Below are 25,380 nucleotides of genomic sequence, written 5' to 3' on the forward strand. Positions count from 1 at the left end.
AACCGGAGATGGTTCGGTTCCCGGCGCCGTACCTGCCCGACAGTTTTGTCGCAAGCAAGACACGTCGTCAGGTGGTCGATGCAGGCGCCGCGGCCGGACGCGTCACGAGATAGATTCCGAGAGCGACCGGAATGATGCCGAGCAGATCGCGGGACTCGACGTGCTCGCCGAGCACGAGGAACGCAAACAGCATGCCGAGCGGCGGCATCAGGAAGTGGTAGGCGCTCGCGGCGGTGGCGCCGCACACTTTCAACAGATGAAACCACAGCGCGTAAGCCAGGATCGATCCGCCGAACACCAGGAAGACGAACGCGCCGAGCAGCCGCGCACTCGGCACGATCTCGGAGACGCTGGAGAGCGTGAGCGCGAACGGCAACAGCGCCAGCCCCCCGGCGAGATTCTGGATGCCATTGCCGATCCACAGGCTGCCCTTGGGCGCGAGCAGCTTGAACAGGATGGTGCCGGTGACGATGGAGGCGAGCGAGGCCAGCGTGAACACGATGCCTTCCAGATGCTCGGTGCCGACGGAGATCCGATGCCAGACGATGAAGGCGACGCCGACAACGCCGAGCACGAGGCCCGCGACCTTGCGCCAGGTCAGCACCTCGCCGAGGAACAGCGCGGCGAGCACCGCCGTGAACACCGGATTGGCGGAGACGATCAGCCCGCCGATGCCGGCCGAGACCGTCTTCAGCCCGGTATAGCCAAGCCCGAGATAGAGCGCGTTGTTGGCGACGCCGAGCACCGAATAGACCGCGACGTCGCGCCAGGAGAGCTGCCATCCGTCGCGGCGCAGGGCCAACACGCCGAGGATCAGGATGCCCGCGAGAGAAAATCGCGCCGTGAGCAGGATCAGCGGCGGACAATCGGTGACGCCGATCTTGCCGGCGATGAAGGCGTAGCTCCAGAGCAGGCAGAACAGGGCAATCAATAGCGGCAGCGGATTGAAGCCTTGACGGGGAACCGCGACCGAAGGGGCGAGCGACATGAAGTGTCCTTTGGAAATTCTCCTTGGCCCTTCCATCTAGGCGGTCGTCTTCCCATTTGGAAATTAAATGATAGACTGGCAGCCAGTGGATTTTTGAATAGGTGCCGCCATGTTCGATTTGGAACTGCTGCGCAGTTTCGTCTCGGTGGTCGATGCCGGTGGCTTCACCCGTGCCGGCGAGCGCGTCCACCGCACGCAATCGACCGTCAGCCAGCAGATCAAGCGGCTGGAGGAAGACGTCGGCCAGCCGCTCCTGGTCCGCAACGGCAAGGACGTCACACCAACCGAGGCCGGCGAGCGGCTGCTCTCCTATGCGCGGCGGCTGCTGGCGCTCGCCGAAGAGGCGCGCGATGTCGTGACGCGGCCGACCTATCAGGGCGCGATCCGGCTCGGCATCCCCGAGGATTTCGCCGCCTATCGGCTGACAAAGCTGCTCGGCGCCTTCTCGCGGTCGCATCCAACGCTCCGGCTCGACGTGCGCGCCGACCAGAGCATGCACCTGCAGCGCGATCTCAATCGTGGTGAGCTCGATCTGGCGCTGCTCAAGCGCACCGCCGGCGAGAAGGGCGCGATCGCGGCATGGCCGGAGCGGGTGCACTGGGTCACCAGCAAGACGCATCCGCGCGATACGCGCACCGGCTCGGTGCCGCTGATCGGATTTCCTGCCGGCTGCATCTACCGGGCCGGCGCGATCCATGCGCTGGAGAGCGCGGGCCGCTCCTGGCACATGTCCTATACGTCGTCGAGCCTGTCCGGCATCCAGGCGGCGGTCGCCGCCGGCATGGGTCTCAGCATCCTGTCGGAGATCGCGATCCAGGCCGATCACCGCGTGCTCACGACAAAGGACGGTTTTGCGCCGATCGACAAGACCGAACTCGCCCTGCTCGCCTCCCCCGCCGCCAGCCCCGCCACGCTGCGGCTTGCGGACAGACTCGCGGAATTCTGCGACACTGTGCAGGCGAAAGCGGCGTAGTTTCGCAAGGCTTGGCTGTCATTCGATCCTCATCCTGAGGAGCGCGGAACGCGCGTCTCGAAGGATGAGGCCCCGCTAGTGGCCTCGCCCTTCGAGACGACCGCTGCGCGGTCTCCTCAGGGTGAGGAGATAGAACTGAGTTCGCGGCTCTCCACGTTGTTGGCTCTGATTCAAATGTCAAACAGCTACCCGCTGTCATCGTCCGCGAAGGCGGACGATCTAGTATTCCAGAGGCGGCAGTGCTTACGTTCAGATGCCGCGGGATACTGGATGCCCGCCTTCGCGGGCATGACGGTGGAGTATAGTGAGAGGACGTGAGTTTGCATTCTCGCGGCATGTGCTGCCCGAGCTTTGCGTCTCGTTTCACCCTCTCATCGAATAGAGGGCGCAGGGAAAGCCGGGTGCCGGTTGCACCCGTGGGCCCCGTGCAACAAAAAGCACGGGGGTAGGACCACAGGTCAACCGAAGCAACTCCGGCTTTCCCTGCGCGATGGTTTTACAGCTTACTTCGTGCTCTTCCCGGTGACCGGGCTTTCTTGCCACCGTCACCTGCGGGATACTTCCCGCAAGCTTAGCGCCAGCGTCGGGGCGCCAGAACCACACGACTTCGCCGTCCGTGATGTGTGTGCTCGTCAGTCGCACGCATCGCGTCCACCGCATCTCACCGCAACGTTCGTGACGATCGCGAGCCGCCCCTCATTCGGGTGAGACGCGCGGAGTTAAATCACTGATTTGCCCGACGACGGAAGCGGAATGTTTTTTGCGGAAGGGCTGGACAGACTTTTGGTGATTTGCCCGACGGGCACTTTTTGCATAGCTCGCGCCACAACACACACTGTCATTCCGGGGCGTCGGAAGGACGAGCCCGGAATGACGGAGAGTGAGGAAACCCACGACGGCCCATCCCTCGAGACGCCGCTCGCGCGGCTCCTCGGGATGAGGGTGATCTGCGGCGGAGGTCAATAACAGCGGGAGGCGGCGATGGTGTGCAGCTTGGTGTCGCCGAGGAGGTGGGCGGTGAAGGCCGGCGTGCCGAAGAGTTTTGCAAACGCGGCGTCGCGGATGCTCAGGCCGCCGGCGTAGGCGCCGAAGGCGGGCATCACGGCGCGCTCGCCGTCGCTGGCGAAGCAGCGGCGTTCGACCGCGCGGCCGCGGGTCGAGACGCGGGCCTTGGGATGCAGATGGCCGGCGATCTCGCCAATGGCGCCGGTCGGCTCATGACGAAAGCGGATGCGGCCGATCGCGACTTCGGTCGCGACCATGCCGCCGAGATCGGACGGCAGCGCCGGATCGTGATTGCCGGAGATCCAGATCCAGTCGCGCCGCGCCTGCAGCGCGGTGATGGCGTCGCGGTCCTGCGCGCTCAGACGTTGATGCGCGCGCCGGTCATGAAAACTGTCGCCGAGCGCGATCACCATGCGCGGGTCATGCCGCGCGACGACAGCAGCAAGCCGGCCCAGCGTCGCCGCGGTGTCGTAAGGCGGCAGCAGCACGCCGCGCATGGCGAAGCTCGAGCCCTTTTCCAGGTGCAGATCGGAAACGACCAGCAAGCGCTGCTCTTCCCAGAACAAAGCACCGGAGAGGTCGGCGAGCATCGTCACGCCGGCGATGTGGAAACTACTTGGAGGATCGACAGATATAGCCGCTTGCTCCGTCATGGCCGGGCTCGTCCCGGCCATCCACGACTTTCCGCAAGCGCTGAGGCGAAGAACGTGGATGCCCGGCACAAGGCCGGGCATGACGACGTGGAGAGATGTGAGCCCCGAAAATTCATTTGCTTTGCTACGATGCCTCATGACATCGCCTCTTTGACGAGCTCGTCGGCGGCTTCCGCCAGCAGCTCGTCGGATGCTTCGCCATAAACCGACTCGCGGCCGATTTCCAGCATCACCGGGACCGCGAGCGGCGAAACATGCTCCAGTTCCCGATGAGTGATTCGTCCCTGGATCCGCGCGAGCATATCGCCGAGTCGGCGCAGATCGAGCAGGCCGGTCGCGGCATCGGCACGCGCCGCGCGCAACAGGACGTGATCGGCCTGATGCTTGCGCAGGACATCATAGACGAGATCGGTTGAGAACAAGACCTGACGGCGCGACTTCTCCTCTCCGGTATGGCGACGCGCGATTAGCCCTGAGATGATGGCGCAATTGCGGAAGGTACGCTTCATCAGCGCTGATTCGGCGAGCCAGGCTTCGAGATCGTCGCCGAGCATATCCGGGTTGAACAGCGTGTTGAGGTCGAGGTGGCCTTGCCGGATCAGATAAGAGAGGTCGCCGAGCCCCCAGATCGCGAGCGCATACTCATTGGCCATGAAGCCGAGCGGCCGGGTGCGGGCGCGCTCCATCCGCCGTGTCAAGAGCATGCCAAGCGTCTGGTGCGCGAGCCTCCCCTCGAAGGGATAGCAGACCAAATAATGCTTGTTGCCGCGCGGAAACGTCTCGACGAGGAGTTCGCGCACCGCCGGCACGAGGGAAAAATCCTTCTGGAGCGACAGCCATTCGTGGACCTGCTCGGGGAGCGCATTCCAGGCACGGCGATCGTCAAGCAGTTTGCGTACGCGCTCGGCGAGATAGGTGGAGAGCGGGAATTTGCCGCCCATATAGGACGGCACCTTGGCATCCCGGTCGTTGGCGCGGGAGACATAGACCTGGTCCTCGACCAGCGCCTCGTAGCGCACCACCTCGCCGCCGAACACGAAGGTGTCGCCGATCACGAGGCCTTCGATGAAGACTTCCTCGATATCGCCCAGCACGCGGCCGCCACGGCCGAGGGCACCGGTCGAGCCGGTGCCGCCGGCGCGCGAGCGCACCAGCCGCACCTTCAGCATGGTTTCCTCGACGATGGTGCCGACGTTGAGACGGTAGCTCTGCCGCACGCGGGGATTGGCGACGCGCCAGCGGCCTTGTTTGTCCTGCTTGATGCGCGCGAAGCGCTCATAGGTCTTCAGCGCATAGCCGCCGGTGGCGACGAAATCGACGATGTCGTCGAAATCGGCCCGCGTCAGCGCCGCGTAAGGTGCCGACGTCAGCACCTCCTCATACAATTCGTCGGCAAGGAACGGCTCGCCGCAGGCGCAGCCGAGCACGTGCTGCGCCAGCACGTCGAGCGCGCCCGATCGGAGCGGCGGCGTGTCCTGCGCGTTCTCTGCGATCGCATCGATCGCGACGCGGCATTCCAGGACCTCGAAACGGTTGGCCGGCACCAGCACGGCACGCGAGGCTTCGTCGAAACGGTGATTGGCGCGGCCGATCCGCTGCATCAGCCGCGACGAGCCCTTGGGCGCGCCGATATTGATGACGAGGTCGACGTCGCCCCAGTCGACGCCGAGATCAAGCGAGGAGGTACAGACCACGCCACGCAGCCTGCCGGCCGCCATCGCATCCTCGACCTTGCGGCGCTGCGCGACGTCGAGCGAGCCGTGATGCAGCGCGATCGCGAGCCCATCGTCGTTCATGCGCCAGAGATCCTGGAACAGCATCTCGGCCTGGCTGCGCGTGTTGACGAAGACCAGCGTGGTCTTGTTCTGCTTGATCAATTCGTAGATTTCGCCGAGCGCGTGGCGGGCGGTGTGGCCCGCCCAGGGTAATCGCTCGCGCGTATCCAGCATCTCGACGACCGGCGGCGCGGCACCGCCGGCGATGACGACGTCGGCCGCATCTTGCCTGCCGGGACGTTGCGGCACCAGGAAGCGCGCGAGCTGCTCCGGCTCGGCGACCGTCGCCGACAGGCCGATCGCGCGCATCTCCGGCGCGAGCCGCCAGAGACGCGCCAGCCCGAGCGACAAGAGGTCGCCGCGCTTGGAGGTCGCCAGCGCGTGCAGCTCGTCGAGCACGATGCGTTTCAGCGAGGAGAACAGGAACGGCGCGTCGTCGGATGACAGCAGCAGCGCGAGCTGCTCGGGCGTGGTGAGCAGGATATCCGGCGGATAGCGCCGTTGCCGCTGGCGCCGCGACACCGGCGTATCGCCGGTGCGGGTCTCGATCTTGATCGGCAGCCCCATCTCGGCAACGGGCGTCTCCAGATTGCGCGCGATGTCGACCGCGAGCGCCTTCAATGGAGAGATGTAGAGGGTGTGGAGGCCGCCCGTGCGCTTCACGCTGCGGCCGGTGGAGATGAGGTTGGCACGTGGGAGGTTGGAGCGTGCCACAGCCGACGTAGCTCCCTCTCCGCTGGCGAGCTGCGCATTCTCCCTCCCCCTGAAAGGGGGAGGGTTGGGGTGGGGGTCCGCCGCTTGCTCCGTGCCCGTGGCTGACCCCCACCCGTCGCGCTCAGGCGCGCAAGTGCGCTGCCGAGCGCGCCGACTTCCCCCTTTCAGGGGGAGGTGAGCACCGGCGCTCAGTTCCACGAGCGTCGGCAAAAAGCCGGCCAGCGTCTTGCCGGCGCCCGTAGGCGCGATCAGCAGCGCCGAACGATTTTCGCGCGCCTTTGAGAGCAGCGCGAGCTGATGCTCGCGCGGCGACCAGCCGCGGGCCGCGAACCATTTCTGGAAGCGGATGGGCAGAAGGGGTTCGGCCTCGGTCGAGGCCGCGGGCTGGGTCAGGACGGACACGGCATTAGAGCTATGTCGTCACGGGCGCTTCGTCGAGGGGCGCGAGTCGCCCGCCAAGTCCTCCGCCGTCGTCCCGGGCTCGACCCGGGACCCATAACCACAGGCGTTCGTGATGCGCTCCGCTGCAACCGCCGTCATTGCGAGCGCAGCGAAGCAATCCATGCCTCCACTTGCGGCACGATGGATTGCTTCGCTGCGCTCGCAATGACGGGATGGGCAACGGTGCACATCACATGGTCCAAGTGGCTATGAGTCCCCGCTTTCGCGCTAGGGCATGCACGGATGTCTGAGGCTCCATCCGACTGCGGCGGCATGGAAGTATTCCAGGCCGTTTTTGAAGGTGATCGGGCCTGGTGGCTTGGATGATCGATAGCCATCCCAGCCGCCGAGACGACCGATGATCCAGGCGGCCCAGGCGAGGCTGTGGGATGGATGCGGGTTTCTCAGCCGTTTGCTCCTGGTTTCGAGCTGCTGATTGAGGGCAGTAAGCGCGGCGACCTCGCTGGCGTTGAAGGCAATGTGGACCGACTGTGGGCTGCCGTTGCGCGCTTGCAGGAGTTGGATGGTGATGACGGCGGCCTTGGCTGCGATGGCGACCAGTTTGAGCAGCCGGTTGGCGGTGCCGATTTGGCTGTCTTCGAGCCGGAAGCCTTGCGTCTTGAGGACGCGGAAGAACTGCTCGATGATCCAGCGCTGTTTGTACCATTCGACAATGCGCCAAGCGTCTTCTGTATTGGCGATCTGATGCGAGGTGAGAAGCCGCCAATGCAGCGGCTCGACCCCGGCTCCGGCGTTGACCTCGCGCACGTCAACCACGGCCAGCGGCAAGCTTTTCGGTAAATGGCGCAGGAACTTGGTCTGCGGTCGAGCGAGCTCGGTTGCGCCAAAACGGAGTTCGAGGTGAGCCGAACGTGCAGGCCGCTGTGGGCGTGCAGGCAGCTCGATGGTGCGCCGATCCACCACCGTCATGGCGTCGCTGGCCGCATACAAGCCGTCGCCGGAGGCCAGCTTGCGATCATGCATGCTGCGGGCGATCACGTGGTAGTGCTGCTCGGCCGCACTGGCATAAAGGGCGAAGATGTCGCTCTCGCGGTCGCCGAGCACGGTCACCATCGCGGCGCCGGCGAGCAATGGCTTGGCCGCAAGCGCAGTGGATATCCAGCGCTGCGATTCCTTGTCCGACAATTCGCGCGAGTCATGCGAGACGGTGCGGCGACCCTCGCGCGTCCACACTTCGCCGCTCACAAGTCCAAGGCAGGCGCCGTTGTCCGCATCGACCGCCAGCAGCGGATGCAGCAGCACGCCATGGTGATTGCCCTTGCCGATCTCCCCGAGCCCACGCCGATGGTGTGGCGTGGTGTTGAAGTGGATCTCGCTGGTGTCCTGGATCGCCAACACATGGCGGCCCGCGACCGCCGCAACCGTGCCTTCGCTCCAGCTCTCGATAATGCGCTCCGTCGTCACCTTGGCGTGGCCGAGAAAGCGGTTGAACCGCACCTCCAGCGCGCGGTCGCCCTTGGCAAGCCGCCGCAGGCAAACATCCTTGCCCGCAACCATGCGTTCGACGAGCGCCGCCCCCCTTTATCGAGACGACGATCCCCGAACCGGCCCAACGTCCAGTCAATCCGTGGCAACATGGCGGCACCTCCGTCAAATCGAAGTGCCGCAATAGAGATCACACAGATTCCCGATTCTGGAATCCCTCACACCCGCCCCGAGTCAATCCGTCGCACCAGATACGTGCATGCCCTAGCGCTTTCGCGGGGACGAGGGAGAGATGTAATGCTGGTCGCTGCGCTACTCCGTCACGGGCTTGTCGGAGATGTCCCAGTCCTTGCCGTTGAAGATCGAGATGTAGAGCGTCTTCATCGGCGTGTAGTCGTCGGGCGTGTAGCTGAAATTGACGCCGTCAAGGAAATAGGGCGAGTGGAAGCCGGCCAGCGTAGTCGCGTGCTTCAGCACATTGGCGCGGGTGAGATCGTCGCCGCAGCGGCGCAGGATTTCCGCCATGCTCGCGACCTGGCCGTAGCCGGCGAACGCGATGGTGTTATCCGGATCGACATTGGGCAGATATTTTTTCCGCAGTTCCTCGAAGGCCAGCACGTCAGGATCCTTCTCGAAGCGGGGCACGCCGACTTCCTTGGCGTAGCGGATCGCGACGATGCCGGTTGCGTTCTCAAGGCCGGCGGCATTCAGGATCGAGCGGCCGGTCGAGCCCGCCGACAACAGATGCAGCGGCTTCCAGCCGAGCTCGGCCACCTTGCGGATCGACTGCGACGTCGCCTTGCCAGTGGTGATGTTGTAGAAGACCTCGGCGCCCGATTTCGAGAGATTGATGAGCTGGGAGTCGACGGTCGGATCGGTGAGATCGTAGGTCTGCTCCATGATCACCTGCGCCTTGCCGCCGGCATCCGCCAGCACCTTCTTGAACGGGCCTAAGAAGTCGCGGCCGAAATCGTCGTTCTGATAGAGGATGCCGACCTTGGCGTCCGGCTTCACGCTGACGACGTGCTTGGCCAGGATGCGCGCTTCGGTCGGATAGAGCGGCAGCCCGGCCATGGTCCATTTGAAATTCTTCGGGTCGTTCCACTTCGACGCGCCGGTGTTCAGCAAGAGCTGCGGCACGCCCTTGGAATTGAGATATTTGTGCACGGCGGTCTGCGGCGCGGTGCCGAGCGAGCCGTAGAGCGCCAGCACTTCCTCCTGCTCCACCAGGCGCCGCGTCGCCTCGACGCATTTCGGCGCGCTGTAGGCATCGTCCATGGTGAAAAACTTGACCTTGCGCCCGTTGATGCCGCCCTTCTCGTTCAGCATCTGGAAATAGGCCTCGCCGACGCGGCCGAGCACTCCGTACAGCGAGCCGGCACCGGAATGCGGCACGGTCTGTCCGAGCTTGATCTCGGTATCGCTCGCGCCGGGATCATACTTCTTCTCGGCGGCCCAGACATAAGGCGCCGGCAAAGCGGACGCAGTGAATGCACTGATGGCGGTGGCGCAGAACTCGCGCCTGGTTTGCTTTTTCATAGTTGTTGCCTCTCCCTAGACCGCAACAATGAGCAACATTCCGCTTTGCCCGGCAATACCGAACTTGTTGCTTTGCGACGCAATGCCGCTTGGAGCATTTCCGCTGAGCGGAAATGGTAGCGCCTAGACTCAAGTTTTCGCTGGCGAAGGCGACTGGACTCCCTATCCCGCTTGCGGGAAAGGGTCGGGGTGAGGGTGTCTCCGCGATGGGACTTCCTTGTGGAGAGAGCCCTCACCCGGATCGCATCTTACGATGCGATCCGACCTCTCCCGCAAGCGGGAGAGGTTTAAGGGAGATCACGCCTTGTCCGCGTCGCCACCGCCACGAGACCGGGTACCGGGGCGTTGTCCTCGTTGCGGGCGGAAAGGTTTTCGAGCCGCAACAGTTGGAGGTCCGCGGCCGCGACAGCGTCGCGCACGTAAGCTGCGGCATGGGCGTAGCGCAGTCCCCCGCCGATCACGACGCCCTCGCCGTCATGGGTTTCGGTCGTGAACGCGAACAGGCCGCCCGCCGCCAGGACGCGCTCGGCTTCGGCAAGCACCGGCGCGAGCTCGGCAACATAGACCATCGCGTCGGCAGCAATGATGAGATCGGCCGAAGCGTCGGGCTTGCGGCGCAGGCCCCGCAGCAAGTCATCGATTTCCAGCTCCGCATAGAGCCTGGTCCCACGCGCCTTCTCGATCATCCGTGGCGACAGGTCGATCCCGATGAACGAATCGACACTCTCGCCAAAGGCAGCGGCCACAAGGCCCGTGCCGCAGCCGAGGTCGATCGCGCGCTTGAAGAAGGCCGGCTTCCTGGCCGCCGCCCGAACCGACCGCACCGCCTTGAACAACAGCGCCGGCCCGCGATAACCGAGATCGCCGACCAACGATGCTTCGAACCGGGGCGCGTATTGATCGAACAGCGTCTGCACGTAGCCTGCCGGCATCGCCGAGATGGCTTCGGCGCCAAGCCGCATCAAGCGCAGCCCGGCGCCGTGACGATCCTCGGGATCCGCCGCGCGAGCTTCGCGGTATGCCGCGACGGCCGCATCGCGCTCGCCGAGCTTGTGGCGGATTTCACCGAGCGTGAACCAGGCGGTAGCGAATTTCGGCGCGAGCTCCACTGCCTGCTCGAGCAAATCGGCGGCGGCAGCAAGATCGCCCTTCAATTGCAGATCGCGCGCGAATTCATAGCGGCGGTCGGCGACGAGATCACCGGACGACAGGAAGAGGCGCGCGGGCATCGCTTGGGGAACCAGATCCGTCATTGCCGGGTTCGACCCGGCAATCCATCAAAAGAAAGACTCTTTAGAGAGATGGATGCACGGGTCAAGCCCGCGCATGACGGCTAAAAATCGGACCGAGCAGGCCTATATAGGCGGCATGCGTCCGCAAGACATCCTGCTGCCAGTTGCCGCCGGTCTGTGCTGCAAACCGGGCGGCTTCCACATCGATCCGGTCCGCCCGGTGGAGCGCGCGATCATCACCCATGGCCATTCCGACCATGCGCGGGCCGGCCACGGCGCGGTGCTGGCGACGCAAGAGACGCTCGACATGATGCGGCTGCGCTATGGCGACAATTTCGCGGGCTCCACGCAGGCGGTTCGCTACGGTGAGGAGATCAGGCTCGGCGACGTCACGGTGGAATTCCATCCGGCCGGCCATGTGCTGGGCTCGGCGCAGATCGCGGTGAGTTGCAAGGATCTCTGCATCGTGGCGTCCGGCGACTACAAGGATGCGCGCGACCCGACCTGCGCGCCGTTCGAGCTCGTGCCCTGCGACGTCTTCATCACCGAGGCGACGTTCGGCCTGCCGGTGTTCCGGCACGGCAATGCGGCGGACGAAGTGAAGAAGCTGTTGGCATCGGTCGCGCTGTTTCCGGAGCGCGCGCATCTGGTCGGCGCCTATTCGCTCGGCAAGGCACAGCGCGTGATCGCGCTGCTCCGCGAGGCCGGCTATGACGCGCCGATCTATTTGCATGGCGCGATGGAGAAGATCACACGCTATTACGAGAGCCGCGGCGTTGCGCTCGGCGATCTGCGCCCGGTGCGCGGGATGAAAAAGGCCGAGCTTGCCGGCACCATCACGCTGGCGCCGCCAACGGCGACCTCCGACATCTGGACGCGGCGCTTTCCCGATCCGGTCACCGTGTTTGCCTCGGGCTGGATGCGGGTGCGCGCCCGCGCGCGGCAGCGCGGCGTCGAACTGCCATTGGTGATCTCTGATCATGCCGACTGGGATGGGCTGACCGCGACGATCGGCTCAACCGGCGCCGGCGAGGTCTGGGTGACGCACGGCCAGGAAGATGCGCTGGTGCATTGGTGCAAGGCCAAGGGTCTTGCCGCGCGGCCGCTCGATCTCGTCGGCTATGGCGATGAGGAGGAGACGGAGGTCGTGCTCGACGGCGAGGAAGGCGGGACATGAACCGGTTCGCCGAACTCTTGGATCGCCTCGCCTACGAGCCCGGCCGCAACAACAAGCTGAAACTGCTGACGGCCTATCTGCGCGACACCGAAGATCCCGACCGCGGCTACGCGCTGGCGGCACTCACCGGCGCGCTGTCGTTCAAGCACGCCAAGCCGGGCCTGATCCGGGACCTGATCATGGAGCGCACCGACACGGTGCTGTTCGGATTCTCCTATGATTACGTCGGCGACCTTTCGGAAACGGTGGCGCTGATGTGGCCGAAGCTGGCGCTGGCCGGCCATAACAATCTCCCGCCGCCGACGCTGACCGAGGTCGTCACAAGGCTGCGCACGCTCGGCAAGACCGAGTTGCCGGCGCAGCTCGCGCGCTGGCTGGACGAGTTGGATGAGACCGGGCGCTGGGCGCTGCTAAAGCTCGTCACCGGCGCGATGCGGATCGGGATTTCGGCGCGGCTGGCGAAGACCGCGGCCGCGGCGCTCGGCGAGAAAGATCCGCACGAGATCGAACTGATGTGGCCGGGGCTCGCGCCGCCCTATCTCGATCTGTTCGCCTGGCTGGAGGGCCGTGCCGAGAAACCCGTCAACCGCGATCCCGCGCCGTTCCGCCCGGTGATGCTGGCGCATGCGATCGAGGATGCGGATTTCGCCAGCCTCGATCCGGCCGATTTCATCGCCGAATGGAAGTGGGACGGCATCCGCGTGCAGGCGGTTTCCGGCCGGGACGAGCGAGGAAACCTGCAGGCGCGGCTCTATTCGCGCAGCGGCGAGGACATAACGAAAAGCTTCCCGGATTTGCTGCCCTCGCTGCATCTGCCCGGCGCGATCGACGGCGAACTGCTCGTGCTGCGCGACGGACGGGTGCAGACCTTCAACGTGCTGCAGCAGCGGCTGAACCGCAAGGTGGTCTCGCCGAAACTAATGAAGGATTATCCGATCCATCTGCGCGCCTATGATTTGCTCGGCGATGACGAGAACGACTTACGCGAACTGCCGTTCGAGGAGCGGCGTACGCATCTGGAAGCCTTCATCAAGAAGCTCGCCGATCCGCGGATCGACCTGTCACCGACCGTTCCCTTCAGCGACTGGGCCGCGCTGACCGCGGCGCGTGCCGATCCGGCCGGCGCCGGCGCGGGGCTCGATGCGGAAGCGGTCGAGGGCGTGATGCTCAAGCGCCGCGATGCGCCCTATCTGCCGGGCCGGCCGAAGGGACAATGGTGGAAGTGGAAGCGCGATCCGCACATCATCGACGCGGTGCTGATGTATGCGCAGCGCGGCCACGGCAAGCGCTCGTCCTATTATTCCGACTACACCTTCGGCGTCTGGACCAATGGCGATGATGGCGACGAACTGGTGCCGGTCGGCAAGGCCTATTTCGGCTTCACCGATGAGGAACTCTTGCAGATCGACCGCTTCGTCCGCCGCAACACCACCGAGAAATTCGGACCCGTTCGCCACGTCGTGCACGAGCCGGACCAGGGCCTGGTGCTGGAAGTCGCGTTCGAGGGACTGGCGCGCTCACCGCGGCACAAGTCCGGCGTCGCGATGCGGTTTCCGCGCATCAACCGATTGCGCTGGGACAAGCCGCCGCGCGAGGCCGACCGGCTGGAAACGCTGGAGCGGATGCTGAAGACCGAGACGCGAGTTGAGGTTCCTCCCGCGCATGACAGCTATTGACGGCGCGGTGCGGGTTCCCCATTTGCATCGCCTTGCCTATAATAGATGGGCAGACCCGCGAGGAGACAGCAATGCCGAATGACGTCCGTGACCTGCCGGCCAGCCAGAATGACGGTTTGTACCGTTTTCTCGGCGGCTCGCCGCTGTCGGTCGCCTTCCGGCTGATCCTGCTGTCGATCCTGGTCGGCGTCGTGCTCGCCGCGGTCGGATTCGATCCCTGGAATATCGTCCACAGCATCCGCGTGCTGTTCCAGCGCTTGTGGGATCTCGGCTTCGACGCCGTCAACTGGCTGTGGCGCTATTTCCTGCTCGGCGCCGTCATCGTGATCCCGGTCTGGCTGTTATCGCGGCTGTTCGGCACGCCGCGCGGCCGCTAGCTGTCGCGGGCGGGGCGATGCAACTGCGATTTGTCGGCTGCGGTGATGCCTTCGGCTCTGGCGGCCGCTCAAACACCTGCTTCCACGTCACCGGCAGAAGCGTCAATTTCCTGATCGATTGTGGCGCGTCCTCGCTGCCGGCATTGAAGCAGTTCGCGATCGCGCGCGATGAGATCGATCTGATCCTGATCACGCATTTCCACGGCGATCATTTCGCCGGCCTGCCGTTCTTCCTGCTCGATGCGCAGTTCTCGCGGCGCAGCCGGCCGCTGGTGATCGCCGGGCCTGAAGGCATCGAGACCCGGCTCGCCCAAGTCATGGAGGCGCTGTTCGAGCATTCGTCGAAGACGAAGCAGCGCTTCGATCTCTCCGTTGTCCCGCTCGTGCCCGAACAAAGCCGTAGCTTCGGCGCGGTGACAGTGACGCCGTATCCGGTGGTGCACGGCGACTCCGGCGGGCCGTTCCTGGCCTACCGGATCGAGGCCGAGGGCCGCGTCATCAGCTACAGCGCCGACACCGAATGGACGGACGCGCTGGTCCCGGCGGCGCGCGATGCCGACCTCTTCATCGCGGAAGCCTATACCCATGACAAGGTCGTCAAGAACCACCTCAGCCTGAAGGCGCTGGAAGCGCATCTGCCCGAGATCGGCGCCAGGCGGCTGGTGCTGACCCATATGAGCGACGACATGCTCGGCCGCCTGGACGAGATGCCCTACGTCACCGCCAGCGACGGCATGGTGGTCGTGTTCTAGACGATGCACGCGCGAAACCCACCCGCCGAGGTCACGAGCAGGCAGGTGTTCGCCATCGCGGGGCCCGCGATGATCGCGAACCTGACGACGCCGCTGATCGGGATCGTCTCCACCACCGCGATCGGACGGCTTGATGACGCGGCGCTGCTCGGCGGCGTCGCGATGGCCTCGGTGCTGTTCGATTGCATGTTCTGGCTGTTCGCGTTCCTGCGCATGGGCACGGTCGCCTTCACCGCGCAATCGCTCGGCGCCGGCGAGACGCAGGAACTGCGTGCGATCCTGGTGCGCGGCTTCATCGTCGCAGCCGTGATCGGCGCGGCGCTGATCGTGCTGCAGGTGCCGCTGGCCGCGATCCTGCTCGGCGCGATGGGCGGCAGCGAGGGCGTCACGTCGGCCGCGAAGACCTATTTCCTGATCCGCATCTGGTCGGCGCCGCTCGCGCTCGCCAATTACGTCGTGCTCGGCTGGCTGATCGGCCAGGCGCGGGCGACACTGGCGCTATCGACACAGATCGCGATCAACGTCGTCAACATGGCCGCGACCATGCTGCTGGTGCTGGTGTTCAATCGCGGCATCGCGGGCGCGGCGATCGCCGCCGTGATCGCGGAAGCGGCCGGGCTCGTGCTCGGCGTCCTGATCGCGCGATATCTGACGGGCGGCAAGCTCGACATTCCACCCGGCATGCTATTTGCGCGCGCAAAATTGATGCGGATGCTCGCGGTGAACCGCGACATCATGATCCGCACCGCGGCGCTGATCACGGCGTTTTTGTTCTTCACCGCGCAAGGCGCCCGCGCCGGCGATGTGACGCTGGCGGCGAATGCGGTGTTGAACAATTTCCTTTTGGTCAGCGCCTTCTTCCTCGACGGCCTCGCCAATGCCGCCGAACAACTCTGCGGCCGCGCCTATGGCGCGCGCGATCGCTATGCGTTTGCCGGCGCGGTGCGGCTGGTCGTGGTCTGGGGCTTTGCGTTCGCGCTCGCGGTGATGGCTGCGTTCGCGCTGTTCGGGCCGGCGCTGATCGACGTGATGACCGCGAGCACAGAAGTGCGGCAGGCCGCACGCGCGTTCCTGCTGTTCGTGATCCTGTCGCCGCTGCTGGCGGTGTTCGCCTTTGCCTATGACGGCGTCTATATCGGCGCGACCTGGGCGCGCGACATGCGCAATCTGATGGTGCTGTCGCTCGTGATCTTCCTCGCCGCCTGGTTCCTGCTGCGGCCCTTCGGCAATGCCGGGCTGTGGACCGCGCTGCTGGTGCACTATGCTGCGCGCGGCGGACTGGAAGCGCTGCGCTACCCGGCGCTGTTCCGCGCGTCGTTCGCTCGATCATGATCCGATCAAGAATCGGATCATGATCTCGTCTCTTTGTTTGAGCATGATCTTTTCGGAAAACCGGCGTCCACTTTTCCGGATCATGCTCAGCGCACCGGCCAGTCCTCGGCGGTAATCGTGGCCGCGTCGGCGCCGACGATTTCGGACAGCGAATCGCGGCCGGTGCGCAGCAGCGTCGAGGAGAGATCGCGCTTGATGTCGTCGACGAGGCCGAGGCCCTTATAGACCAGCGCGGAGTAGAGCTGGATCAGGCTGGCGCCGGCCCGGATCTTGGTCAGCGCGGCGCCGCCGGAATCGATGCCGCCGACGCCGACGAGCGGAAACGCGCCCTCCGCGCGCACGTAAGTCTCCGCCACCATCCGCGTCGACAGGCGGAACAGCGGGCGGCCCGAGAGACCGCCCTGCTCTTTGGTGCGGGCCTGCTCGCGCAAGGTCGAGGGCCGCGCCAGCGTGGTGTTGGCGACGATCATGCCATCGACCCGCCGCGAGCGCGCGATGTGGACGATGTCATCGAGCTCGGCGAGACTCAAATCCGGCGCGATCTTCAAGAGCACCGGCGAGTCGCCGGCATTCTTCCGCACCCGCTCGCGGGTATCGATGACGCGTGCCAAGAGGTCGTCGAGCGCCGCCGATTGCTGCAGGTTGCGCAGGCCCGGCGTGTTCGGCGAGGACACGTTGATGGTGAAGTAGCTGGCGACCGGCGCAAAGGTCTCGATCAGCTTCACGTAATCGGCGGTACGATCAGGCGAATCCTTGTTGGCGCCGACATTGACGCCGACGATGCCGGAAAGATGCGCGCGGCCGGCGAGCCGCCGCAGCACCACCGCCGCGCCGTCATTGTTGAAGCCCATGCGGTTGATGACGGCCTCGTCGCGCTCGAGCCGGAACAGCCGCGGCCTCGGGTTGCCGGCCTGGGGCAGCGGCGTCACCGAGCCGATCTCGACAAAGCCGAAGCCGAGCTTGAGCAGCGCGTCAGGCGCCTCCGCATTCTTGTCGAAGCCCGCAGCCATGCCGACCGGATTGGGAAAATTCAATCCGAACGCGCGCACTGCAAGTTTTGGGTCATCGACCCGCTGCCGGATCGGCGGCAGGAAGCGCAGGCCCTGGATCGCCAGCCGGTGGGCGTCCTCCGGATCGAGCCAGCGCAGGAGCGGCAGCGAGACGGCATCAAAGGCGCGGATCACGAGAGCTGCTCCGGGATCACATGCGTGCCGTCGGCGCGCGCCGGCAGGTCGTAGACCGCGGCGACCGCGCCGAGATCGAGTTCGCCATAGAGATGCGGAAACAATTCATCGTTACGAGAGGGCTCCCAGCGCAAGGCATCACCCAGCGCATCGGCATCAACAGCGATCAGGAACAGGCCGGTCTGGCCGAAAAAATGCTTCCGCGCCGTCCCCGCGACCTGGGACGCGGTGGAGAAGTGGATGAAGCCGTCCCTGACATCGTCGGCACTACCCCGGTACACACCGGCCCGCTCGGCCTCGCGCCAGGCCGAGGCGGGGCTGATTTTATAGATCGTGCGCACCTTTCCGGTGTCCCTTGCTTGTCGCTTGAGTCTGTTGGGGTTTTCCCGATGCTGGCCGGGCCGGCCAAGGACCGTATCGGCGCTCGTGGCGCAACTCAAGCGCCACAGCAGGGCCGATTGGGGACATTTGCGGAAAGCCTCAGGTTCCGGCAATAATTCCTAAATCCGAATGGCGGAATTCCGATGGTCAGACCGCCCAAGCAATCGCGCCTGCTGACCCACGGCCAGGTCTGGGCCGCCCTGGACCGGCTTGCGGAGCGCGCCGGAATGTCGCCGTCGGGGCTTGCCCGCCGCGCCGGGCTGGACCCCACGACCTTCAACAAGTCCAAGCGCATCACCGCCGACGGCCGCGAGCGCTGGCCATCGACCGAATCGGTCGCCAAGGCGCTCGCCGCGACCAGCACGTCCATCGACACCTTCGTGCAGCTCATCGGCGACGGTGGCGGACGCGGCCCCTCGGTGCCGCTGATCGGCCTTGCCGAGGCGGCGGCAAGCGATGCTTTCGACGACAACGGTTTTCCGACGGGCAAAGGCTGGGGCGAGGTGGCGCTGCCCGCGATCCCCGACGAGCACGCCTACGCGCTCGAGATCTCCGGCGATACGCTGCGGCCGGTCTTCCGCGACGGCGACATCATCCTGGTGTCGCCGGCAACCCCGATCCGCCGCGGCGACCGCGTGGTGGTGCGGACGAAGGATGGCGAGATACTGGTGAAGGAGTGCAAACGGCGTACGGCGAAGGCGCTGGAGTTGCAGTCGCTCAATCCTGCGGAGGCGGATCGCACGCTCGCAGCCGAGGATGTGACGTGGATTGCAAGAATCGTGTGGGTACGACAGTGAGGGCAGCGACTGACGATGCCGCTCCGCACATACTTGATGCTTCGAACCAGGTTTCGGGGGCTGCGACTCCGAAGCTTGAATCACATCCGTAGCGGATCCGCTAATGCACTAGATTTGGTTCCGCTTTCGGCGGGATAGTGGACACGGCAGGCTCTGGCTCGCTCGCGGCTTGACTCGTTGCTGCATTTCCATAAATCTGGATATATGGAAACTGAAGAAGCAGTGCTGGCCCTCGCGGCCCTCTCGCAGTCGACCCGACTGGAGGCGTTCCGGGCGCTGGTCAAGCACGAACCCGACGGCCTCGCCGCGGGCGACCTGGCGCGCCTGCTGGAGGTGCCTTCGAACACGCTGTCGGCGCATCTGTCGATCCTTACCCGCGCGCGCTTGGTTACGTCGGAACGGCACAGCCGGTCGATCATCTATCGCGCCAATCTCAACGAATTCCGCGACATCGCGGTGTTCCTGCTCCGCGATTGCTGCGACGGGCGGCCGGAGGTCTGCGCGCCTCTCGTTGAAAGCCTGCAATCCTGTTGTTCTCCGAAACGAAAGGAGCGAACCCGTGGCTGACCACCTCTACAACGTCCTGTTTCTCTGCACCGGCAACTCGGCACGTTCGATCTTGGCAGAATCCATCCTGCGGAAGGACGGCGTTGGCCGCTTCCGGGCTTTTTCCGCCGGCAGCGCCCCGAAGGGCGCGGTGCACTCGCTGGCGCTGCGAACGCTCGAGAGCCTCGATTACCCGACCGACGGCATGCGCTCGAAGAGCTGGCTCGAGTTCGCCGCGCCCGATGCGCCGGTGATGGATTTCGTCTTCACCGTTTGTGACAACGCCGCCGGTGAGGCCTGTCCGGTCTGGCCCGGCCAGCCGATGACCGCCCACTGGGGCATCGAGGACCCCGCCGAAGCCCAAGGCACCGAGCTGGAAAAGCAGGCGGCGTTCATGACCGCGTTTCGCTACCTCAAAAACCGGATCGGCACCTTCATCAGCCTCCCGCTGCGGAGCATCGACAAGCTCTCGCTGGGCACCAAACTCCGCGAGATCGGCCGTTCCGAAGGTGCGACACATCCGACGCCGAAAGCCGGCTGATGGACACGTTCGACCTTTCGCGGCGTCTGGCGGCCGAAGCTCTCGGCACAGGCATTCTCGTCGCCACCGTGGTCGGATCCGGCATCATGGCCGAGACGCTGACCAAGGACGTCGCTCTTGCGCTTCTCTGCAATACCCTGCCGACGGGGGCTATCCTGGTCGTCCTGATCACCGTGCTCGGACCGATCTCCGGCGCACACTTCAACCCGGCCGTGACGCTTGTCTTCACCGGCAAGCGCGAGCTGCCGGTCAACGAGGCCGCGCTCTACGTGGTCGCACAGATCGCCGGCGGCATCGGCGGAACAATCGCCGCGCATCTGATGTTCGGGCTGCCGCTGATCGACTTCTCGACCAAGGTTCGCACCGGCGGTGCTCAATGGTTCGCGGAGGCGGTGGCCGCCTTCGGACTGGTCGCGACCATCCTGGGCGGCATCCGGTTTCAGCGGAATGCCGTCCCGTGGCTCGTCGGGCTCTACATCACCGCGGCATACTGGTTCACGGCTTCCACCTCGTTCGCCAATCCCGCCGTGGCGATTGCGCGTTCGCTAACCAACACGTTCGCCGGAATCCGGCCCATCGATCTGCCCGGCTTTATCATCGCCGAGTTGCTCGGCGCGCTGCTTGCTTCGCTGCTGATGAACTGGCTGCTCGGAAGGCCGGCGGTCCGTGGACCTGTACCTATCGCGGAGACTTCGCCATGACCATCACCATCTATCACAACCCGGATTGCGGCACGTCCCGCAACACGCTCGCCATGATCCGCCAGAGCGGGGTCGAGCCGACTATCATCGAATACCTGAAAACTCCGCCCTCGCGCGAAAGGCTGGTCGAACTCATCAGCGAGATGGGCACGCCTGTTCGTGCGCTTCTGCGCGAGAAGGGGACGCCGTTTCATGAACTCGGTCTGGATGACCCGAAGTGGACCGACGACGAGCTCATCGATCAGATGCTGGCCCATCCGATTCTGATCAACCGTCCCATCGTGGTGAGCCCGAAAGGCGTCAAATTGTGCCGCCCGTCGGAAGCGGTGCTGGACCTGCTGCCGGCACCTATCGGACGGTTCACTAAGGAAGACGGCGAAATTATTGATGGCTAAGGTGGCAGACCTTCCGAATCTCGCTCCCGCGGCGATTTTGCTTCCCGACTCCCGGAAGTTATGGCCGGTACCGTCCAGGCACAGGCCGCGGATCCTGTTGCTGTACGGGTCACTGCGCGAGCGCTCGTTCAGCCGCCTGTTGGCGGAAGAGGCCGCCCGCCTGCTGGAGATGTTCGGTGCCGAATGCCGGATTTTCAACCCGTCGGGTCTGCCGCTGCCGGACGATGCGCCCGCTGATCACCCCAAGGTGACTGAACTGCGCGAACTCTCCGCTTGGTCCGAAGGGCAAGTGTGGAGCAGCCCGGAACGCCACGGCGCCATCACCGGCATCATGAAGGCCCAGATCGACTGGATCCCCTTGGCGATGGGAGCTGTGCGCCCGACGCAGGGCAAGACGCTTGCCGTCATGCAGGTCAGCGGCGGCTCGCAGTCCTTCAATGCCGTCAACCAGCTTCGCGTGCTTGGACGCTGGATGCGCATGATCACGATCCCGAACCAGTCATCGGTGGCGAAAGCATACGAGCAGTTCGACGATGCCGGGCGCATGAAGCCATCGCCCTACTACGACCGTGTCGTCGACGTCATGGAGGAACTGGTGAAGTTCACGCTGCTGACGCGCGATTGCTCTGGCTATCTTACCGACAGGTACAGCGAACGGAAGGAAGAAGCGGCAAAGCTGCAGGAACGGCTGGCTTTGGAAAGAGCCTTGTGAAAGGTCCAGGCGACGCTCTGCCAGGCAGTGGACCTCCGTTATCGTGACGCAATGAAGGCTACGTCCGTTTCGCCCCGTTAGCGACCAAGATCGCGCGGCGGCGCCATATGTCGCGAAGGGCCAAATAGCGACAAACCCGCGCTTCCGATCAGATGCCGAAAAGGCGGCGCTGTGCAGCATTCACAGCATGCGGCTCAACACCGTCTTCGCGCCTGTCGCGGTACACGCTTTTGTACCGTTCAAGACCGAAAAAGAGCGTCCCGTGAATGCCATGTGCATCTCGCTTGCGGATGGGGCGCTCCCAAATTGGGCTTGCCCCTAAGGTCTCCGCGACCAGAGGGTCTAGGTCTTCGGCAAATTGGATTTCCTGCCCCGGCTCCGGAAACAGCAGTACAAACTCTTCATCCGTCGCCCGAAAAATACTGAAGGTGCAATTCAGGGCACCGTCGATGACTTGAATGTTTTTCATGTCAGAACCTCGGCAGCAATAGCCTCGCGGAGCCGGCGCGCAAGTTTGCCAGTCTGAAAAAAATTGATCGACGCAAAGTACCCGCCAAACAGAACGACGCGCACGACAGCTAGGTAGACGGTGCCCCGGTCGTGAGAAATCCGAATACAACGCCCTAACCCGTGTAGACGGAACAGTTCAGCACTACGAAGCTCACGAATTGGGACTTCGATCGGCGAAGGCCCGGTGATCGTCAAAGCGTCCTGGGTTAGCGCTGCGCGTCCCTCTAATCCCTTCGTTTGCAAGTTCAGCGTATCCCCAATGTGGTAGATCACGCGATATAGCCCCAACGGTGCGCGCTGGCCGCTGAAGCGCGTAATCACGATCCATGCAGCAACGAGCAAGAGGGGCCACCACGACGACAGCGCCGACAGCAAATCACCATTCATGCCAGCGTTTCCATTTTCCTTTACGGGCACCGGACAGGCCCAGCGCTCAACAGGATGCTGTCCATCCCTTAACAAACAAGAACTCTCTCGATAATAAATGTATTCACTCGTTACCCGCTCAGATTGTCGGCGCGTAACCGCGAGGACGGTGCGGTCGATGCCGTCGCCCGCGCCGTCGGGCATGAGTCATTTTCGACAGCTTCAGCGGCGGTTGTCGGCTGGTCAATATCGGCTTTGCCCCGAAAGCGCCCCAGGCCTGGTCGGGCCAGGAGCGTCGCGATTGGCCGGACGCCTGTGATGCAAACTCCCAAACTGGGGGCTCCAATCATGCGCTATGAACTGGCCGATTGTGAACGGGCTGCCATCAAGCCGATGCTGCCCGACAAGCCGCGTGGCTGCGCGTTAATGAGTCCGCGCCCTGGGAGAGCGGTGCGGTCCGCGCGGCATCGACCGAGAGCAGGCGGGAGCAGATGTCCGCGGTTGCAAGCATAGGATCGGAGCCCCGGCCGAGGCCGGGGCTTTCGATGCCTAGGCATGGTACTCGAGCGACTTGAAGCTTAGGTGCTTCACGCCTTCCGGAGCATCGGCGATCTTGCGGATGTTGGCCCAGGTCTGCTTGTAGTTCGGGATAATGAACTCGTTCACCCCGTCCGACACCACATTGCCTTGGACGCCGGTCGGGTATGCGAACAGCATGAACGTCTGCCGCGGCTTGGCCGTCGGCGTCGGATACACCATGGCTTGCGTGGAGCCATTGTCGTTGAACACCTCGACCAGATCGCCCGGGTTGAGTCTAAGCTCGTTCATGTCCGTCGGGTTCATCTGGATGTATGGATAGGGCATGCGATCCATCACGAGCTCATTGTCCTGATCGAGATACGCACTCTGCCAGACGACGTTGGCACGCCCGTTGTTGATGAGGAAGGGGAACTTCTTCATCTCGGCTTCCTTGCCAGGCGCCTGCAGGCCGCGCCACGCCGTCTCCATGAACTTGGCCTTGCCATCCTTGCTGTTGAATTTGCCGTCGGCATACAGACGCTTCGTGCCGATAATGCGCTCGACGCCGCCCGGCGAGGCAGCCGGGGATGATGCAGCACCCGACTTCGGGACCGGTTCCTTTCCACGCGCCCCTTCAATGGCAGGGCCTTTCAAGACTTCTCCGGTTGTCACCCCGGTCGACGTGCCGCCGGCAACAACACCGGCGGTGTCGAGCCCGACGGCCGGCTCCTGGAAGCCGTTCGTACCCATCGCGCGCAGCCGGGCGTAGGTGACGAACTCGCCGCCTTTTTCATGTTGGTGATAGCCATCCATGAAAGCGTCTTCTTCGGTCTTCCAGTCGAAGCCCTTGAACTTGTCCGCCGCTTCCACTTTGCCTTGCTCGCGCAGAACCCGCTCGATGTTGTTGGCGATCCGCGCCGCGATCAGACAGTCCGGCATCGCTTGCCCTGGCGGGTCCATGTATTTTTCGGTCAGGCGCATGCGGCGCTCGCCGTTCATCGACGTGAGATTGGCTTCCCCGGAGGTTGCTGCCGGCAGCCACACATGGCAGGCCTCGCCGATCTTCGTCGGTACGATATCGACATCGACGGCGAACAGGCCTCCCTTCTTGATCGCATCCATGATCGCCTTGACCACCGCATCGCGATCGCCGTACGGCACCGTCATCATGGCGTCCTTCACCATGTCGGTCCGTTTCTTGTAATTCTGCTTGAATTTGAAGGCGTTTAGCGTGGTCTTGTAGTGGTCGCACCCCCAGATGTGATGGACGCCGCCTTTGCCTTCGATCAGGAGCTTGTCGACGTAGGCTGCGGGCCGTCCGACATGCGCGTCCGAGGGGCGCGAGTAGCCTTCCTGGTGCCCGCCCATGCGGACGCAGCCTCCGCCGGGTTGGCCGATATTGCCCGTCGCCAGCGCGACATTCACCAGGGCGCCGTTCGTGCGGTAATTGTCGTTGCCCCAGATCAGGCCCTTTTCATACGCGAACATCGTGCGGCGGCGCACATTCCCTGCCTTCGGCTGCGCGATCCATTCCGCGGATTTGCGGATTTGATCGGCGCCTAGGCCGGTTATTTTTGCTGCGTCCTCCAAGCTGATCTTGTTGGCGGCCTTCATCTGGTCGAAGTTGGTCGTCGAGGCCTCAATGAAGGCTTTGTCGACCCAGCCCTTGTCCGCGATGTAGGTCATCCACGCATTGAACAGCGCGAGGTCCGTGCCGGAATTGATCGCAAGGTGCATGACGTTGTCCTTGCCGGCTTCGACCTCGCAGGCATTGACCGTCACCGTTCGACGCGGATCGACGATGATGACCTTGGCACGCTCCACCGGCTCCGAGCCGAATTCGGTCTTCTTCTTGTCGAGCGAGGTTCCGCGCAGGTTCGGAATCCAGTGGTTCAGGAAGTAGTTGGTCTGGGTTTCGAGCGCGTTGGTTCCGACCGCCACGATCGTGTCAGCAAGCTCGGCATCTTCGTAGCAGTTGTTGAGCTCACCCACACCCATGTCGCGTGTGGCGTGGACTTCGGAGTTGTAGGCCGGGCGATTATGGATGCGGATGTTCTTGACCTTCATCGCGCTGAAATAGAGCTTGCCGGTGCCCCAGGTGTTCTCGTACCCGCCGCCGGCGCCGCCATGGTCGAACGCCGAGACGAACACGCCGTCTTCGCCCATGTCATTCATCACGGCGACCGTAACGCGCGCGACGAGGTCAAGCGCATCGTCCCAACTGGTGGGCTGCATCTGCCCGTAGCGCCAGACCATGGGGTCCGTGAGGCGCTGGAGCTGGGTGTTGCGCTGCTGTGAATAGCTCATCTCTGCCATACGCGCGCCGCGAATCGATCCCAGCCCGGAGTTCACCACGCAATTCTTGTCAGGCTTTATGACGATGTGCACGTCGTGGCCGTTTTGGCGGACGATGTTGTACATCGCAGGCGAGTACCAGGCTTCGGTTTCCGCGCCTTGCTGCCTCGAGAGGTCAACACCAAATTTGTTTTGATCTGGAGCCGTGCCACCCTGCCTGCTGGCAGCCCAGGTGTAGGCCTTATAGCCGCAGCCCACGATGCAGTAATGGCAGGTGACGTTGAATTCCTTGGCGTCGGCGGGGATGATCGGAAGCTGATCGATTTGCCGCTTGTAGGCCATGAGCGTTCCTC

At 64.2% G+C, this 25,380-nt stretch carries 23 protein-coding genes; 12 read left to right on the plus strand and 11 right to left on the minus strand.

Features of this window, described 5'->3' with window-relative positions; all coding sequences use genetic code 11:
- Positions 1–67: 67 nt before the first annotated feature.
- Entirely contained in the window at positions 68–988 is a 921-nt protein-coding gene (locus ACVJGD_RS25230; RefSeq protein WP_456636842.1) for a DMT family transporter, read from the minus strand.
- A gap of 109 nt (positions 989–1,097) precedes the next feature.
- Here ACVJGD_RS25230 and ACVJGD_RS25235 point away from each other — a divergent pair, with 109 nt between their 5' ends.
- Positions 1,098–1,961: a LysR family transcriptional regulator gene (locus tag ACVJGD_RS25235; protein ID WP_456636843.1), complete on the plus strand. Its 864-nt coding sequence runs from the start codon at positions 1,098–1,100 to the stop codon at positions 1,959–1,961.
- 959 nt (positions 1,962–2,920) lie between these two features.
- Here the strand turns inward: ACVJGD_RS25235 and pdeM are convergent.
- From pdeM to ACVJGD_RS25260, 5 genes are all read right to left on the minus strand, one after another.
- Positions 2,921–3,619, minus strand: coding sequence for a ligase-associated DNA damage response endonuclease PdeM (pdeM, locus tag ACVJGD_RS25240; protein WP_456636844.1), 699 nt, complete (start codon positions 3,617–3,619; stop codon positions 2,921–2,923).
- Between the two features lie 134 nt (positions 3,620–3,753).
- Positions 3,754–6,501 (minus strand): ligase-associated DNA damage response DEXH box helicase, encoded by a 2,748-nt coding sequence (locus ACVJGD_RS25245; RefSeq protein ID WP_456640364.1) that lies wholly within the window; start codon positions 6,499–6,501, stop codon positions 3,754–3,756.
- A 276-nt stretch (positions 6,502–6,777) separates the two neighbouring features.
- Positions 6,778–8,067, minus strand: coding sequence for an IS4 family transposase (locus ACVJGD_RS25250; RefSeq protein ID WP_456635696.1), 1,290 nt, complete (start codon positions 8,065–8,067; stop codon positions 6,778–6,780).
- Positions 8,068–8,307: 240 nt separating this feature from the next.
- A complete protein-coding gene (locus ACVJGD_RS25255; RefSeq protein WP_456636845.1) occupies positions 8,308–9,534 on the minus strand; it encodes an ABC transporter substrate-binding protein in 1,227 nt (408 codons plus the stop codon).
- Between the two features lie 287 nt (positions 9,535–9,821).
- Complete coding sequence (locus ACVJGD_RS25260) at positions 9,822–10,763, minus strand: methyltransferase domain-containing protein (protein WP_456640365.1); 942 nt, start codon at positions 10,761–10,763, stop codon at positions 9,822–9,824.
- A 139-nt stretch (positions 10,764–10,902) separates the two neighbouring features.
- On the opposite strand from ACVJGD_RS25260, the gene ACVJGD_RS25265 reads away from it, so the two are divergent.
- The 5 genes from ACVJGD_RS25265 (at position 10,903) to ACVJGD_RS25285 (ending at position 16,080) form a co-directional block, all read left to right on the plus strand.
- Positions 10,903–11,943, plus strand: coding sequence for a ligase-associated DNA damage response exonuclease (locus tag ACVJGD_RS25265; protein WP_456640366.1), 1,041 nt, complete (start codon positions 10,903–10,905; stop codon positions 11,941–11,943).
- Positions 11,940–13,619: an ATP-dependent DNA ligase gene (locus ACVJGD_RS25270; RefSeq protein WP_456636846.1), complete on the plus strand. Its 1,680-nt coding sequence runs from the start codon at positions 11,940–11,942 to the stop codon at positions 13,617–13,619. Before ACVJGD_RS25265 ends, ACVJGD_RS25270 begins: the two co-directional genes overlap by 4 nt.
- Positions 13,620–13,690: 71 nt before the next feature.
- A complete protein-coding gene (locus ACVJGD_RS25275) occupies positions 13,691–13,996 on the plus strand; it encodes a DUF6460 domain-containing protein (RefSeq protein ID WP_456636847.1) in 306 nt (101 codons plus the stop codon).
- Between the two features lie 17 nt (positions 13,997–14,013).
- Positions 14,014–14,748, plus strand: coding sequence for an MBL fold metallo-hydrolase (locus tag ACVJGD_RS25280; RefSeq protein ID WP_456636848.1), 735 nt, complete (start codon positions 14,014–14,016; stop codon positions 14,746–14,748).
- Positions 14,749–14,751: 3 nt separating this feature from the next.
- Positions 14,752–16,080, plus strand: coding sequence for an MATE family efflux transporter (locus ACVJGD_RS25285; protein ID WP_456636849.1), 1,329 nt, complete (start codon positions 14,752–14,754; stop codon positions 16,078–16,080).
- A gap of 86 nt (positions 16,081–16,166) precedes the next feature.
- Here ACVJGD_RS25285 and ACVJGD_RS25290 read toward each other — a convergent pair whose 3' ends face one another.
- Together ACVJGD_RS25290 and ACVJGD_RS25295 are read right to left on the minus strand one after the other, a co-directional pair.
- Positions 16,167–17,264, minus strand: coding sequence for a quinone-dependent dihydroorotate dehydrogenase (locus ACVJGD_RS25290; protein WP_456636850.1), 1,098 nt, complete (start codon positions 17,262–17,264; stop codon positions 16,167–16,169).
- Complete coding sequence (locus tag ACVJGD_RS25295; RefSeq protein ID WP_456636851.1) at positions 17,261–17,605, minus strand: DUF952 domain-containing protein; 345 nt, start codon at positions 17,603–17,605, stop codon at positions 17,261–17,263. Before ACVJGD_RS25295 ends, ACVJGD_RS25290 begins: the two co-directional genes overlap by 4 nt.
- A 183-nt stretch (positions 17,606–17,788) precedes the next feature.
- Here ACVJGD_RS25295 and ACVJGD_RS25300 point away from each other — a divergent pair, with 183 nt between their 5' ends.
- The 6 genes from ACVJGD_RS25300 (at position 17,789) to arsH (ending at position 21,337) form a co-directional block, all read left to right on the plus strand.
- Positions 17,789–18,442 (plus strand): S24 family peptidase, encoded by a 654-nt coding sequence (locus tag ACVJGD_RS25300; protein ID WP_456636852.1) that lies wholly within the window; start codon positions 17,789–17,791, stop codon positions 18,440–18,442.
- A gap of 204 nt (positions 18,443–18,646) precedes the next feature.
- On the plus strand, positions 18,647–19,009 hold the full coding sequence (locus ACVJGD_RS25305) for an ArsR/SmtB family transcription factor (RefSeq protein ID WP_456636853.1): 363 nt from the start codon (positions 18,647–18,649) through the stop codon (positions 19,007–19,009).
- Positions 19,002–19,529, plus strand: coding sequence for an arsenate reductase ArsC (locus ACVJGD_RS25310; RefSeq protein WP_456636854.1), 528 nt, complete (start codon positions 19,002–19,004; stop codon positions 19,527–19,529). The genes ACVJGD_RS25305 and ACVJGD_RS25310 overlap by 8 nt, the downstream gene beginning before the upstream one ends.
- Positions 19,529–20,230, plus strand: a complete 702-nt coding sequence (locus ACVJGD_RS25315; protein WP_456636855.1) for an aquaporin — start codon at positions 19,529–19,531, stop codon at positions 20,228–20,230. The genes ACVJGD_RS25310 and ACVJGD_RS25315 overlap by 1 nt, the downstream gene beginning before the upstream one ends.
- Positions 20,227–20,625, plus strand: coding sequence for an arsenate reductase (glutaredoxin) (gene arsC, locus ACVJGD_RS25320; protein ID WP_456636856.1), 399 nt, complete (start codon positions 20,227–20,229; stop codon positions 20,623–20,625). The genes ACVJGD_RS25315 and arsC overlap by 4 nt, the downstream gene beginning before the upstream one ends.
- Complete coding sequence (arsH, locus tag ACVJGD_RS25325; RefSeq protein ID WP_456636857.1) at positions 20,618–21,337, plus strand: arsenical resistance protein ArsH; 720 nt, start codon at positions 20,618–20,620, stop codon at positions 21,335–21,337. Before arsC ends, arsH begins: the two co-directional genes overlap by 8 nt.
- Before the next feature lie 148 nt (positions 21,338–21,485).
- Here the strand turns inward: arsH and ACVJGD_RS25330 are convergent, their stop codons facing one another.
- The 3 genes from ACVJGD_RS25330 to ACVJGD_RS25340 form a co-directional block, all read right to left on the minus strand.
- Entirely contained in the window at positions 21,486–21,806 is a 321-nt protein-coding gene (locus ACVJGD_RS25330) for a hypothetical protein (protein ID WP_456636858.1), read from the minus strand.
- Complete coding sequence (locus ACVJGD_RS25335) at positions 21,803–22,417, minus strand: hypothetical protein (RefSeq protein WP_456636859.1); 615 nt, start codon at positions 22,415–22,417, stop codon at positions 21,803–21,805. Before ACVJGD_RS25335 ends, ACVJGD_RS25330 begins: the two co-directional genes overlap by 4 nt.
- Before the next feature lie 345 nt (positions 22,418–22,762).
- Positions 22,763–25,369 carry an arsenate reductase (azurin) large subunit gene (locus ACVJGD_RS25340; RefSeq protein ID WP_456636860.1) on the minus strand — a complete coding sequence of 869 codons (2,607 nt, stop codon included), beginning with the start codon at positions 25,367–25,369 and terminating at the stop codon, positions 22,763–22,765.
- Positions 25,370–25,380 lie beyond the last annotated feature (11 nt).

The organism is Bradyrhizobium sp. USDA 10063, from assembly GCF_054063735.1.